This window comes from Arthrobacter sp. Soil764 (assembly GCF_001428075.1).
GTDB lineage: Bacteria > Actinomycetota > Actinomycetes > Actinomycetales > Micrococcaceae > Arthrobacter.
On record NZ_LMSI01000005.1, the window covers coordinates 70,116 to 83,782 of the forward strand.

Below are 13,667 nucleotides of genomic sequence, written 5' to 3' on the forward strand. Positions count from 1 at the left end.
CCACCACTCAAGGAAGAGTCCCATGACTGCCACCACCACTGAAACCGTCATTAACCACTTCATCAACGGCGCGGAGACCGCCGGCGAGGGTGACCGCACCACTCCGGTATACAACCCCGCCACCGGTGCCGTGTCCGCCACGCTGCGCCTGGCCAACCGCGCCGACCTGGAGGCCACTGTCGCGGCCGCCCGCAAGGCCGCCGATACTTGGGGGGACATCTCCCTGGCCAAGCGCACCGCGGTGCTGTTCAAATTCCGCGAGCTGGTCGCCTCCCACATCGAGGAGCTGGCTCAGCTGGTCACGGCCGAGCATGGCAAGGTCATCTCCGACGCCAAGGGCGAAATCGGCCGCGGCCTGGAAGTCATCGAGTACGCCTGCGGCATCCCAACGCTGCTCAAGGGCGACTACTCAGACCAGGTCTCCACCGGCATCGATGTGTTCAACTTCCGCGAACCCCTCGGCGTAGTCGCCGGCATCACCCCGTTCAACTTCCCGGTGATGGTGCCGCTGTGGATGGCGCCGATGGCCATCGCCACCGGGAACGCGTTCATCCTCAAGCCCTCCGAACGCGACCCCTCCGCCTCGCTGCTGCTGGCCAAGCTCTGGAAGGAAGCCGGCCTGCCCGACGGCGTGTTCCAGGTCCTGCACGGCGACAAGGAAACCGTGGACGGACTCCTGACCCACCCGGACGTGGATGGCATCTCCTTCGTCGGTTCCACCCCGATCGCCCAGTACGTCCACGAGACCGCCACCAAGCACGGCAAGCGGGTCCAGGCACTGGGCGGGGCGAAGAACCACGCCATCGTGATGCCCGACGCCGACCTGGACAACGCCGCCGACCACCTCGCCGCCGCCGCCTTCGGTTCCGCCGGTGAACGCTGCATGGCCATCTCCGTCGCCGTGGCCGTCGGGGACGCAGCCGACCTCATCGTTAAGAAGGTCGAAGAACGCGCCTTGGCCGTCAAGGTCAAGAACGGTACCGAACCCGACGCCGAAATGGGCCCGGTCATCACCCCGGCTTCCAAGGAACGCATCGTCCGGATCGTCACCGAAGCCGAGGCTGCCGGCGCCGCCATGGTGGTGGACGGCCGCGACCTGGTGGTCCCCGGCCACGAAGACGGCTTCTGGGTAGGCCCCACCGTGATCGACCACGTCAAGACCGAAATGACCGCCTACCAGGAGGAAATCTTCGGACCTGTCCTCGTGGTGGTCCGCGTGGACACCCTCGAAGACGGCATCGCACTGATCAACGCCAACCCGTACGGCAACGGCACCGCCATCTTCACCTCCTCCGGCGCCGCCGCCCGCAAGTTCCAGCGCTCCGTCACCGTCGGCATGATCGGCATCAACGTGCCCCTGCCTGTCCCGGTGGCCTACCACTCCTTTGGCGGCTGGAAGGCATCCCTCTTCGGCGACAAGCACATCTACGGCCCCGAAGGCGTATCCTTCTACACCCGCGGGAAGGTGGTCACCTCCCGCTGGCCCGAAACCCACCACGCCTCCGGCGCCTCCTACAACTTCCCCTCCAACTAGAACCCACAACCCCCATCGATTGCTCCGTACATGTCGTTATGAGCGTCCAAAACGACACCTGGGCCCACGCCGGCAGGGTTCCCTGGCCGAGCTTGCGAGGCGAGGGAGCCGGTGGGGAGCAATCGATGCAAAGGAACAGACCATGACTGAGAACAAGCTGATCATCGGCACGGCACCGGACTCCTGGGGCGTCTGGTTCGCGGACGATCCCAAGCAGACCCCCTGGGAACGCTTCCTCGACGAAGTGGCCGAGTCCGGCTACAAGTGGATCGAGCTGGGCCCGTACGGCTACCTTCCCACCGACCCCGCCCGCCTGGCGGAAGAGCTCAAGCAGCGCGACCTCAAGGTCACGGCGGGCACCGTGTTCACCGCCTTCCACCGGGGCCTGGACCAGTGGGAAACCGCGTGGGAGCCGGCCCGCAAGGTGGCCGAACTCACCGCGGCCATGGGCGGCGAGCACATCGTAGTCATCCCGGCCATGTGGCGCGACGACGTCACCGGCGAAGCCGTGGAAAGCGGCACCCTGGGCGAGAAAGCCTGGAGCGACTTGTTTACCGGGCACAACCGCCTGGGCAGGACCCTGCTGGAGGACTTCGGCCTGAAGCAGCAGTTCCACTCGCACGCAGATTCCCACGTGGGTGCGCAGCAGGACATTGAGACGCTCCTGGGCGCCACGGACCCGCAGTACCTGAACCTCTGCCTGGACACGGGGCACGCCGAATACTGCGGCGCCTCCAGCCTGGACCTGATCAAGAACTACCCGGACCGGATCGGCTACCTGCACCTGAAGCAGATCAACCCGGACATCCTCAAGAAGGTTAACGAGGAGAACATGACGTGGGCCGCCGCCAACCTGGCCGGCGTCATGACCGAACCGCCCAACGGCCTGCCGGACCTGCGCGCGGTCATTGAAGCCGTGGAAGCCCTGAACCGGCCCATCTTCGGCATCGTGGAGCAGGACATGTACCCGGTGGCCTTCGACGTGCCTATGCCCATCGCCAAGCGCACCCGCAACTACCTGCTGTCCTGCGGCTCCCGCACCGCCGTCAGCTAACCTCCGCCACACACCAAAGGACGAAAACAATGACTGAAAACCTCCGCGTCGCCGTCATCGGCGCAGGCCGCATGGGCGCCGACCACATCCAGCGCCTCAACAAGCGCATCCACGGAGCTGAAGTTGCCGCCGTCGTCGACGTCGACCTCGCCCGCGCCCAGGCCGCCATCGAAGGCATCCCCGGCGCCGTGGCCCTGGCCGACGCCGAGGAAGCCCTCAACAATGGCGACGTCAACGCGGTCCTGATCGCTACCCCCGGCTTCCTACACGAGGACATCCTGCTCAAGGCGATCGCCAAGGACATCCCGATCCTTTGCGAAAAGCCGCTCACCCCGGACGCCGAGTCCTCCTGGAAGATCGTCCAGGCCGAGGTGGCGCTGGGCCACAAGCGGATCCAGGTCGGTTTCATGCGCCGCTTCGACGCCGAATACGCCTCGCTGGGCAAGATCATCCGCGACCACGAACTGGGCGAACTGCTGATGCTGCACCACCAGCACCGCAACCCGAGCACTCCTGAGGGCTTCACGAACGAGATGCTCATCAACGACTCCGTGGTCCACGAGTTCGACGCCATCCGGTTCTTCACCGGCGAGGAAATCACCAGCATCCAGGTCCGCCTGGGCAAGGCCACCCGGAACGCTCCGAATGGCCAGCACGACCCCCAGCACGTCCTGCTGGAGACCGAATCCGGCGTCCTGGCCGACGTCGAAATCTATGTCAATGCCAAGTTCGGCTACGAAGTTGCCACCCAGGCTTCCTTCGAAGACGGCATCGTCAGCATCGGCGGCGACAAGGGACCCTACACCCGCAGCTCCGGCCGTTGGGGCGGCAATGTCACCCCCGGCTTCGAAGAGCGTTTCGGCGCAGCGTACGACGTCGAAATCCAGTCGTGGGTGGACGCGGCACTCAAGGGCGAAATCGGCGGCCCCTCCGCCTGGGACGGGTACGCCACCGCTGCGTGCTGCGAGGCCGGCGTCGAAGCACAGAAGAACGGCGAAAAGGTCGCCGTGAAGCTGGCTGCGAAGCCCGACCTCTACAAGTAGGACAGGCGAAGGGGACGGAGCCATTTCCGTCCCCTTTCCGTTCCTTTGACTGATCCACAATGGAGTGTTTTTCGTGAAAATCGCACTTGACCCCACCCCGTTCCATCACTCGCACAGCCTGCTGGAGTTCCCCAAAGTGGTGGCGGACCTCGGCTACAAGTACATGCAGATGACCCCGCACGCGGACTTCATCCCCTTCTTCAACCACCCCAAAGCGGACGATGAACTGGTGGGCCAGCTGAAGAAGGCCTGCCGCGACGCCGGAATCGAGATCGCCTCGGTCCTTCCGGTCCTCCGCTGGTCCGGCCCCGACGAGGATGCCCGCGAGGCAGCCGTCCGCTACTGGAAGCGCGCCATCCAGATCACCGTGGACCTGGGCGTCAGCACCATGAACACCGAGTTCAGCGGCCGGCCCGAAAAGGCTGAAGAATCCGAGCGGGCGTTCTACCGTTCCATGGAGGAACTGCTGCCCATCATCGAACGCGAGGGCATCGACCTGCTGATCGACCCCCACCCCGACGACTTCGTGGAGGAAGGCCTTGCCGCCATCCGCGTGATCCGCGGCGTGAACTCGAAGAACGTGGGCATGGTCTACGTGGCCTCACACAGCTTCCACATGAAGAACTCCCCGCTGGACATCATGAGGGCCGCCGGGGACAAACTGCGCCTGGTCCACGTGGCCGACACCATGGACCACCACGCTTCCCACGGCCTGCGGTACATCACTAACCCGCCAGGCAACCCGGTCCGCGTGCACCAGCACCTGAAGATCGGCGACGGCGACGTGAACTGGGATGAGTTCTTCGGCGGGCTGAAGGAGATCGGCTTCCTGGACCGGGAGAATACTGTGATGGTCTCCAGCGTCTTTGCCGAAAATGAACATGCCGAGGAGGTCTCCCGCTACCAGCTGGAGACCATGAAGCAGCACGTCCAAAAGGTCAGCGTATGAGTTCGCCTGTTTCCGGCAAAGCAACCGTGAAGCAGCCCGGCAACCACCAGCGGGCGCTGCGGACCGTCACCATCATCTCCACGTTCGGCGGGCTCCTGTTCGGCTACGACACCGGCGTAATCAACGGCGCCCTGCCCTACATGCAGGAAGACCTGGGCCTCACCCCGCTGACCGAGGGCCTGGTCACCTCGTCCCTGCTGTTCGGAGCCGCCTTTGGCGCCCTGTTCGGCGGACGCCTGGCGGACCGCAACGGCCGGCGCAAGATGATCATGGTGCTGGCCATCATCTTCCTGCTGGGCACGCTGGGCTGCACGTTTGCGCCCAGTACCGAAGTGATGATCGCGGCCCGGTTCATCCTGGGGCTCGCGGTGGGCGGTGCGTCCGTCACGGTTCCCGTGTACCTGGCCGAGGTATCGCCGAGCAACCGGCGCGGCCGGATCGTCACCCAGAACGAGCTTATGATCGTCACCGGCCAGCTGCTCGCCTTCATCTTCAACGCCTACCTGGGCAATTCGTTCGGCGAGTCCCACGGCATCTGGCGCTGGATGCTGGTCATCGCCACCCTGCCGGCCATCGCCCTGTGGATCGGGATGAACTTCATGCCGGAGAGCCCCCGCTGGCTGGCCTCCATTGGCAGCTTCGGCGAGACGCTCAGCGTGCTGCAGCGGATCCGTTCACAGGAGCAAGCGCGCAGGGAGTTCGAAGAAGTCAAGGCCATGGCAGTGGAGGACTACAAGTCCAAGATGGGCTCCTGGAAGGACCTGGGCATCCCGTGGCTGCGCAGGATCTTCTTTGTGGGGCTGGGCCTTGCAGTGATCCAGCAAATCACCGGCGTGAACTCGATCATGTACTACGGAACGCAGATCCTGTCGCAGTCCGGCTTCGGCCGCGAAGCTGCGCTGACGGCCAACATCGCCAACGGCGCCATCTCGGTGCTCGCCACCTTCGTCGGGATTTGGCTGCTGGGCAAGGTGGGCCGGCGCAGGATGCTGATCACCGGCCAGGTGGGAACCACGACGGCGCTGCTGCTCATCGGCCTCTTCTCCCTGATCCTGCCCGAAGGCTCAGCCCGCGGTTTCGTCATCCTGTCCCTCACCGTGACGTTCCTGGCGTTCCAGCAGGGTGCCATCTCCCCGGTGACGTGGCTGATGCTCTCGGAAATCTTCCCGTTGAAGATCCGGGGCCTGGGCATGGGCGCGTCGGCCTTCCTGCTATGGATCGTGAACTTCCTGATCGGATTCGGCTTCCCGCAGCTGCTGGCCGCCATCGGGATCTCCAATACGTTCTTCGTCTTCGCAGCCCTTGGCGTAGGCGCCATCGCCTTTGCCGCAAGGTACGTGCCCGAGACCAAGGACAAGAGCCTGGAGGACCTGGAGCACTACTTCAAGAACGTTGCCGGCAGCAAAGCCGGTGCCACCGAAGCGAAGGTTCCCTGACCGGTCCAGCCACAGCCGTCCCAAGCAACGCCCCTTTGAGGATCCTCAAAGGGGCGTTGCCGTCCTGGACGTTTTTGTCGCGGGCGCTGCTGCCGCGGGCGCTGCTGCCGCGGGCGCTGCTGTCCCTATGCGTGCGCGTGCAGCCGCGGCAGGGCCTCCACCAGCGGCGCGAGTTCGGGGATTCCCATCGCCTCGTCCAGCGCGCGCTCCAGCGTTGCGTCGTGGACAGGCCGTGCGTCCGCCAGCAGCGTGCTTCCGCTGGGCGTGAGCTCGGTGTAGATGCCCCGGCGGTCGTCGTCGCACAGGATCCTGGTCAGGAGGCCGCGGTCCTCGAGCCGATTCACCAGCCGCGTTGTGGCGCTGGGGCTTAGCGCCGTGGCGCGGGCCAGCTGCTGCATCCGCATGTGCCACCCGTCCTGGCGGCTGAGGGCATCCAGCACCGTGTACTCCACCACGGAAAGCTTCGACTTTGCCTGGAGGGAGCGTTCCAGTTCGTTTTCGATCAGCCCGTGCAGGGCCGCCAGGGTGCGCCAGCCCTGGGCGCGGACCTCGACGGCGTCGTCCTTGATGCCCATGGTTTGCTCCTTACGGAATGGCCCGGCAGGAGGGCCATCAGTAGCTGTGGTCAGAGATAGTTGCTTGCGCGGCATATTTGCATGTGCAACAATAAATAACGCGCCTGCAACTATCTTAGGCGCCTTCCCCGAGGGGGAACAACCACACGTACAGCTCAAAGGAGCATTCGCATGCCTGTTGGCCTGATTGCACTCGCCCTTGGCGGGTTTGGCATAGGACTCACCGAATTCGTCATCGCGGGCCTCCTGCCGCAGGTGGCCGCCGACTTTGGCGTCACCGAAGCGGAGGCAGGCTGGTTCATTTCCGGCTACGCGCTCTCAGTGGTGGTGGGCGCGTTGGGCCTCACCGCCGCCGTGACGCGCTTCCAGCGCAAGCCCGTCCTGGCCGCCCTGCTGGTCCTCTTCATTGCCGGAAACCTGCTTTCCGCCACGGCGGACGGCTACTGGCCCATGATGCTGGGCCGCGTTGTTGCCGCCCTCTCGCACGGCGCCTTCTTCGGAATCGGAGCCGTGGTGGCTGCCGGCATGGTCCCGCCGAGCAAGAAGGCAGGAGCCATCGCACTCATGTTCACCGGGCTGACCGCAGCCAACGTCCTGGGCGTGCCGTTCGGGACGCTGCTGGGCCAGGCCGCCGGCTGGCGTGCCACCTTCTGGGCCATCACGGTCATTGGGGTGGCCGCGCTCGCCGGGATCCTGGCGCTGGTCCCCAGGTCAGCCGGTGCAACGGAAGAAAAGGCCAGCCTCCGCTCCGAGCTTCGCGCCTTCCGCTCCAGCCAGGTGTGGTTTTCCATCGTGGTGACCATCCTGGGCTTCGGCGGCATGTTCGGCGCGTTCACCTACATCGCGTACACCCTCACCGAAGTCTCCGGGTTCGCGGCGTCCACCGTGCCGTGGCTGCTCATCGTCTTCGGTGCGGGCCTCTTCGCCGGCAACGCCCTGGGAGGTAAGGCTGCAGACCGCAACGTGGACCGGACGCTCCTGGTGGTGCTCGCCGCGCTTGCCGTGGTCCTGGTGGCGTTCGCCCTGACAGCCGCCAACCCCGTCCTGACAGTCATGTCCCTGGTCCTGATGGGAGGCTTCGGCTTCGCCACCGTGCCGGGCCTGCAGATGCGGGTGATGAAGTACGCCTCCGGGGCTCCCACCCTGGCCTCCGGCGCCAACATCGGTGCCTTCAACGTGGGCAACGCCCTGGGCGCCTGGCTGGGCGGGGTCACCATTACCGCCGGGCTCGGCTACACCTCACCCATCTGGGCCGGCGCGGTCACCACCCTTGCAGGCCTGGCGGTTATGGCGTTTGCCGCCGCAGGCGCCAGGCGGAAGGAGCAGCGCCGGGAGGGCCAGGCGCCAGTGGCCGTGGAGGAGTTGGCCAGCCGCTAAGCCGCGGGGTCGGAGGAGCGGCGCACCATCAGTGCGGGTTCGAGTTTCCGGGTGGTGGCCGGTCCTGCCGTACCCGCAATCCGGTCCAGCATGGCCTGGGCCCCCAGCCGGCCCAGCTGGCCGGCGTGCTGGTCAATGGACGTCAGGCCGATGAGGGGAGAGGCCCCCACTTCGATGTTGTCGCAACCGACGATCGCCACGTCGCCCGGGACGGACAGTCCGCGCGACGCCAGGGCCTCCATGATGCCGATGGCAGTGAGGTCGTTGTGCGCAAAGACTGCCGTGGGGAGGGTGCCGCCGGAGTCCAGGAACTGCTCCATCACGGCCCGGCCGCCGCGTTCGGTCATGTCGCTGTGGACCAGCTGGGGCTCCAGGCCGAACTGCCGCATGGCGTGCAGGTAGCCTTCCCGCCTGGCGGTGTAGGGGAGCCAGTCGGAGATGTCCACGTGTGCGATTCGCCAGTGCCCCAGTCCATACAGGTGCTCCACGGCAAGTGCCCCGGAACGGAAGTCGTCCGTCAAAACGGAATCCACGCCGTCGACCTCCATCTCCCGGGTGATGACGACGGCGGGTGTCCCGCGCAGCGCGCCGGCCAGCTCCGCCGAGGTGCCGGTATAGCCGGCCAGCAGGACCCCGTCCACGCGCAGGTCCACGAAGGACCGGACAGCCTCCAGCTCGGTCGCCGGGTCAGCGGAGCCGACGGCGACCATCACCTGGTTGCCGCTTCCCGCCAGGCCCTCGGTGATGCCGTCATAGATATCGGCGAAGACAGAGTTGTGCAGGTCGAGGAAGAGGACTCCGATGGTGTTGGTGCGGTGGCTGGCCAACCGGCTGGCCAGCCTGTTGGGGGAGTAGCCCAACGCGGCGGCAGCTTCCAGGACGGCCGCCCGCTTGGCGGGGGATACGTTGGGGGAATCGCGCATCACCAGTGACACCAGGGCGCGGCTTACTCCGGCGTCCCGTGCCACGTCCTCCATGGTCACGGACCGCGCGGCGGATGGCTGTTTCACAAGACCCCACTATGCCAGTCGGCCGTCAACTGCCCAGGGTTCCTTATGAGGCGAACGGCAGCCGCGGGTCGATGTCCTGGCTGTCCCACGTTTGCCGCACCCAGCCGTGGTGCGGGTCGTCGCTGATCAGCCACTCCCGCACGGGGCCGGGGCCGGCCATGACGTTCAGGTAGTACATGTCATAGCCCGGGGCGGCCATGGCGGGACCGTGCCAGCCGTAAGGAACGAGGACGACGTCCCCGGTGCGGACTTCCGCCGAAACATCGATGGGGCGCTCGTCCGAGGCGTAGACGCGCTGGTAGCCGATGGCATCGGCGTCGGAGGGCGCCCCTGATCCTGCGGTCACCTGTGTCTCGAAGTAGTAGATCTCCTCCAGGGAGGTCTCGCCGTCCTTCTCCTCATCATGCTTGTGCGGAGGGTATGAGGACCAGTTCCCGGCAGGAGTGAGGACCTCGCAGACGATGAACCGGTCCGCCTCGAGTGCTGCCGGCGTGCCGAAGTTGTGGACCTGGCGTGAGCAGTTGCCGGCTCCGCGCAGCTCCACGGGGGTTTCGGCAGCAGATACCAGCCGGGTGGGATAGGACGCCTTCGCCGGTGCCGTGGCAACGGCAACGCGGCCGCCGTCGGCCGAGCTGATGCTGACGGCACGGCCGGTGCCGGAGTAGAGCACGTCGGTGGGTCCGGAGAAGACGGAGGGGCGGCCGTTCAGCGGGTACTCCGTGCCGTCAACGGTGACGGTGAAGGACCCGCTGAGGGGCACCACGATCCGTTCCTCGTCCGCGGCGGGGACTTCGACGGCGGCGCCGGCCGGCACTGTGGCCACCTTCAGTCCGGTGTGCGCCCACCCGTCCACGGTGAGGGAGGAGTCGGAGGTTCCGATCGAGACGTCCCATTTGCCGTCGGCGGCAGTGCCCAGGGGATAGACCCAGTTGGTCATGGAGTTGGCTCCTTGGATTATCGCTGTACGAGTGTCATTTCAACGCTGTAGGAATCGGCGCGGTACACATGGTGGCCCGTTTCAACGCGCCGACCGGTATCGTCCACTGCGGTGCGTTCCATGGTGACCAGCGCCGATCCCGCCGGGGTGTCCAGCATGGAGGCCTGGTAGTCATTGGCGGTCATGGCGCCGATGCGCTGCGTGGCCAGCCGGAAGTTCACCCCGCCGCGGCGGAGGATCGAGTACAGGCCCTCGGCACCCAGCATTGCCTCGTCCATTTCGGCGATGTCGTCGCGCACCCAGTTCTCCATGAGGGCCAGCGGTTTGCCGCCCACTTTCCGCAGCCGGGTGAAGTGGTACACCTTGGAGCCCGCGGGAAGCTGCAGCGTGGCCAGCGTAGGGTCGTCCGCCTCCAGGTGCGAGAAGCTCAGCACTTCGGTGGTGGGCTTCTTTCCGTTGTTGGTGAGGTCGTCGTAGAGGCTGGACAACTCGAGTGGCCGGCGAACCTGGCTGGAGACCACCTGCGTTCCCACTCCCCGTTTGCGCACCAGCAGGCCGGAGCGGACCAGCTCATCCATGGCCTTGCGCATGGTGGGCCGTGAAAGGTTCAGCTGGGCGGCAAGATCGATTTCATTGTCCAGCCGGCTGCCGGGTTCCAGTACGCCGCTGTAGATCGCAGCCTCGATGCCCTGGACCACCTGGTGGTACAAGGGCACGGGGGAGGAGCGGTCGATGCTGAGTCCCAGGTTGTTCGCCACGGTGCGTTCCCTCGTCTTCGGTGTCTGCGCCTCCATCCGATCCGGACAGCCGCGCCTTCGGCAGTATGCCGCTATATGTTCGCTTGATAGGACATAGTTTCTTCCTCGATCGTAGCAGGCGGCCACCGGGGGTCAAGAGTGCGGCCGTGCTGCGAGGGGCGAAGCGTGCGGCAAAACAATTGTGCTGACATTAAGACTTTCTATTGACGCTGAGGATTAGAGCGCTCTAAAGTCAGTGGCACGCATCACATTCCTGACCGGCCTTCCGGTCCCCGAGAGAATCTGAGAGGCAACAATGCTGTTGCAGAAACAAACCATGGGCGCACCCGGCACCCAGCGCCGCGGCTACTTGGCCCGGCTCACCGTCATCTCCACCCTGGGCGGCCTGCTCTTCGGGTACGACACCGGCGTCATCTCCGGCGCCCTGCTGTACATGAACGACTCCCTCAACATGAGCGCCGTGGAGGAAGCCACTGTGGTGAGCGCACTGCTGTTCCCGGGTGCCGCCGTCGGCGCCCTCACCGGCGGCCGCATGGCAGACAAACTGGGCCGCCGCGGCTCCCTGTTGGTCTGCGCACTGCTGTTCCTGCTCGGCGCCATCGGTTGCGCCATCGCTCCCAACGTGACCTTCATGATCGCCGCCCGCATCGTACTGGGGCTGGGCGTCGGTGCCGCCGCCGTGACCTGCCCGCTGTACCTGGCCGAAATGGCGCCGGCCCACCTGCGTGGCCGCATGGTGACCATCAATGAACTCATGATCGTGACCGGCCAGATGCTCGCCTTCGCCATCAACGCCCTCCTGGACGCCCTGATCCACGACAACGAGGTCTGGCGCACCATGCTGGGCATCGCCTCGATCCCCGCCCTTGCACTGCTGGCCGGCATGCTGATGCTGCCCGAATCGCCGCGCTGGTACGCCATCCGCGGCCGCCTGGAGGACAGCCGCCGGGTCCTGAACCTCAGCCGCAGCCCGCAGGAAGCTGCCGCGGAATTCGAGGAGATTGCCCGGGCTGCGCGCACCGCCAAGGAAGAACGCGGCCACGCGCTAAGGGACTTGAAGAACAACCCCTGGATGCGCCGGCTGCTGTGGATCGGCATTGGCCTGGCCACCGTCCAGCAGGCCACCGGCATCAACACCGTGAACTACTACGCCCCCACCATCCTGGAAAAGAGCGGGCTGGGCGTCAGCGCCTCGCTCGTGGCCACCATCGGTGTCGGCGTCACCTCCGTGCTGATGACCATCCTGGGCATCTGGCTGCTGGGCTTCGTGGGCCGCCGCAGGATGCTGGTGATCGGCTTCTCCGGCGTGGTTGCTTCCCAGGCCCTGCTGGCCATCGTCTTCCTCCTGCCGCAGTCGGACCTGGCCAGCTACACCATCCTGGCCGCCATGATGCTCTTCGTCGCCTTCGTCCAGTGCTTCATCGGCACGTGCGTCTGGCTCCTGCTCTCGGAAATGTTCCCGCTGGCCATCCGCGGCTTTGCGATGGGAATCGCGGTCTTCGCCCTGTGGACCGTGAACGCCGCCATCTCGTTCCTCTTCCCCATCGTGGTCAACGCCCTGGGCTCCACCGGCACCTTCGGCCTGTTTGTCCTGGTCAACGTCGCATCCCTGGCGTTCGTCATCAAGTTCGTTCCGGAAACCAAGGGCCACTCACTCGAGGACCTGGAAGCGCACTTCCGGGACGGCGCCGTGCCTGCCAGGCTCCCTGCCTAGGCGGGCAGCGCTTCCCAGCAGCCGTTGACCACCGCGGGGCCGGACCCGGCACTTTTCCGTCATTGACGAAAAGGGCAGGGGTCGGTCCCGCGTTTGCGTCCGGTGGCCTAGGCTGGCTCCATGATGTGGACTGTGGGGCAGCAGCGGTGAATTACGCCGGAAGCCTTGGTCCCCGTCCCCGCACCCTCGAAGTCCAGGACCTGGCCAGCTTTGACCGCCTGGTGGCCGGCGGTGCGGTCAACCTGCATGGCTGGCATGCGCAGTCCCTGGACTTGCGGGGCCGGTCTGCAGCGCTGAAAAGCGTCAGCGTCGAAGGCGCCATGTTCCTGGGCTGCCTCTTTGACGACGGCATGGAAGCCAACCTGCGCAGCCGCGGTGCCCTGATCTTTCCACGGCTTGATGGCGTCCCCTTCGACCCTTACCGGGCCTCGCTGTATTCACCGGCCGAGCTGTATTCCGGACTTGCAAAGTCACCGTACGAGGAACTGCCGGATGCCCGCATCTACCACTGGAGCATCCAGCCGGGGCAGCGGCACCGCGTGGACGCCACCCTGGCCTCTGCCCTGCACGACCATGCGATCGGCGACGCGCTGGAGGAATTGACGCGGTCAGCGGCGTGGACCCGCCGGTCCATCGTCGGCGTGATGGGCGGCCATGCGGCGCCGCGGGGAAGCCGGGAGTTTGCGGACGCGGCGCGGCTCGGGAAGCTGCTGGCCCTTGAGGGCTATTCGGTGGCCACCGGCGGCGGACCCGGCGCCATGGAGGCGGCAAACCTGGGTGCCTACCTGTGCCAGGCGTCCGACGCCGACCTGCAGGCAGCGCTTGCCACCCTCGCCGCGGTCCCGGGGTTCCGGCCGTCCGTGTCGGCATGGGCACGCGCGGCGGCTGCCGTCGTCGAACGCCATCCGGACGGGACGCCGTCGCTGGGGATCCCCACCTGGTTCTACGGGCACGAGCCGCCCAACTACTTCGCCACGCACATCGCCAAATACTTCGCCAACGCCATCCGCGAAGCCATCCTGCTGGAACTGTGCCACGGCGGAATCGTCTTCCTCCCGGGAGCCGCCGGCACCGTCCAGGAGATCTTCCAGGACGCCTGCGAGAACTACTACGGCGCCCGCGAAAAGGTGGCCCCCATGGTGTTGGTGGGTCGGCGCCACTGGGAGCAGGAGTACCCGGCGTGGCCCATGCTGCGCAGCCTTGCCGCGGGCCGGCCCATGGCGGACTACATCTTCCTGGTGGACACGGTGGACCAGGCCGTGGAAGTCCTCCGGGGCTGA

General features: G+C 66.2%; 12 protein-coding genes. 8 read left to right on the forward strand and 4 right to left on the reverse strand.

Translation table 11 applies throughout. The features are described from left to right. The first annotated feature begins 22 nt into the window (after positions 1-22). From ASG86_RS05205 to ASG86_RS05225, 5 genes are all read left to right on the forward strand, one after another. The gene (locus ASG86_RS05205) at positions 23-1,534 is read left to right on the forward strand and encodes a CoA-acylating methylmalonate-semialdehyde dehydrogenase (protein WP_056331255.1); all 1,512 of its coding nucleotides are present in this window, start codon (positions 23-25) and stop codon (positions 1,532-1,534) included. A gap of 142 nt (positions 1,535-1,676) precedes the next feature. Further along, entirely contained in the window at positions 1,677-2,588 is a 912-nt protein-coding gene (locus tag ASG86_RS05210; protein WP_056331257.1) for a sugar phosphate isomerase/epimerase family protein, read from the forward strand. Between the two features lie 29 nt (positions 2,589-2,617). After that, entirely contained in the window at positions 2,618-3,631 is a 1,014-nt protein-coding gene (locus tag ASG86_RS05215) for a Gfo/Idh/MocA family protein (RefSeq protein WP_056331258.1), read from the forward strand. Between the two features lie 73 nt (positions 3,632-3,704). Next, entirely contained in the window at positions 3,705-4,580 is an 876-nt protein-coding gene (locus tag ASG86_RS05220; protein WP_056331261.1) for a sugar phosphate isomerase/epimerase family protein, read from the forward strand. After that, positions 4,577-6,016, forward strand: coding sequence for a sugar porter family MFS transporter (locus ASG86_RS05225; protein WP_056331263.1), 1,440 nt, complete (start codon positions 4,577-4,579; stop codon positions 6,014-6,016). Before ASG86_RS05220 ends, ASG86_RS05225 begins: the two co-directional genes overlap by 4 nt. 125 nt (positions 6,017-6,141) lie before the next feature. Here the strand turns inward: ASG86_RS05225 and ASG86_RS05230 are convergent, their stop codons facing one another. Then, positions 6,142-6,591, reverse strand: coding sequence for a MarR family winged helix-turn-helix transcriptional regulator (locus ASG86_RS05230; protein ID WP_056331266.1), 450 nt, complete (start codon positions 6,589-6,591; stop codon positions 6,142-6,144). Between the two features lie 171 nt (positions 6,592-6,762). On the opposite strand from ASG86_RS05230, the gene ASG86_RS05235 reads away from it, so the two are divergent. Beyond that, on the forward strand, positions 6,763-7,968 hold the full coding sequence (locus ASG86_RS05235; RefSeq protein WP_056331269.1) for an MFS transporter: 1,206 nt from the start codon (positions 6,763-6,765) through the stop codon (positions 7,966-7,968). Here ASG86_RS05235 and ASG86_RS05240 read toward each other — a convergent pair. Genes ASG86_RS05240 through ASG86_RS05250 form a run of 3 tightly spaced genes read right to left on the reverse strand, consistent with a single transcriptional unit; the run spans position 7,965 to position 10,673 of the window. Next, the gene (locus ASG86_RS05240) at positions 7,965-8,978 is read right to left on the reverse strand and encodes a LacI family DNA-binding transcriptional regulator (protein ID WP_056331274.1); all 1,014 of its coding nucleotides are present in this window, start codon (positions 8,976-8,978) and stop codon (positions 7,965-7,967) included. The two genes, ASG86_RS05235 and ASG86_RS05240, sit on opposite strands and share 4 nt — an antisense overlap. Positions 8,979-9,021: 43 nt before the next feature. Beyond that, entirely contained in the window at positions 9,022-9,915 is an 894-nt protein-coding gene (iolB, locus tag ASG86_RS05245; protein ID WP_056331275.1) for a 5-deoxy-glucuronate isomerase, read from the reverse strand. 17 nt (positions 9,916-9,932) lie between these two features. Further along, positions 9,933-10,673: a GntR family transcriptional regulator gene (locus tag ASG86_RS05250; RefSeq protein ID WP_056331277.1), complete on the reverse strand. Its 741-nt coding sequence runs from the start codon at positions 10,671-10,673 to the stop codon at positions 9,933-9,935. A 316-nt stretch (positions 10,674-10,989) separates the two neighbouring features. On the opposite strand from ASG86_RS05250, the gene ASG86_RS05255 reads away from it, so the two are divergent. Both ASG86_RS05255 and ASG86_RS05260 read left to right on the forward strand, forming a co-directional pair. Beyond that, on the forward strand, positions 10,990-12,387 hold the full coding sequence (locus ASG86_RS05255; protein ID WP_235565104.1) for a sugar porter family MFS transporter: 1,398 nt from the start codon (positions 10,990-10,992) through the stop codon (positions 12,385-12,387). Between the two features lie 146 nt (positions 12,388-12,533). Next, positions 12,534-13,667 carry an LOG family protein gene (locus ASG86_RS05260; RefSeq protein ID WP_056331281.1) on the forward strand — a complete coding sequence of 378 codons (1,134 nt, stop codon included), beginning with the start codon at positions 12,534-12,536 and terminating at the stop codon, positions 13,665-13,667.

Excerpts from the sequence above, each read along its gene's own strand:
- ASG86_RS05215 (WP_056331258.1), top strand. The coding sequence starts at position 2,618 with ATGACTGAAAACCTCCGCGTCGCCGTCATCGGCGCAGGCCGCATGGGC.
- iolB (WP_056331275.1), bottom strand. The coding sequence starts at position 9,915 with ATGACCAACTGGGTCTATCCCCTGGGCACTGCCGCCGACGGCAAATGG.
- ASG86_RS05210 (WP_056331257.1), top strand. The coding sequence starts at position 1,677 with ATGACTGAGAACAAGCTGATCATCGGCACGGCACCGGACTCCTGGGGC.
- ASG86_RS05205 (WP_056331255.1), top strand. The coding sequence starts at position 23 with ATGACTGCCACCACCACTGAAACCGTCATTAACCACTTCATCAACGGC.
- ASG86_RS05230 (WP_056331266.1), bottom strand. The coding sequence starts at position 6,591 with ATGGGCATCAAGGACGACGCCGTCGAGGTCCGCGCCCAGGGCTGGCGC.
- ASG86_RS05225 (WP_056331263.1), top strand. The coding sequence starts at position 4,577 with ATGAGTTCGCCTGTTTCCGGCAAAGCAACCGTGAAGCAGCCCGGCAAC.
- ASG86_RS05235 (WP_056331269.1), top strand. The coding sequence starts at position 6,763 with ATGCCTGTTGGCCTGATTGCACTCGCCCTTGGCGGGTTTGGCATAGGA.
- ASG86_RS05255 (WP_235565104.1), top strand. The coding sequence starts at position 10,990 with ATGGGCGCACCCGGCACCCAGCGCCGCGGCTACTTGGCCCGGCTCACC.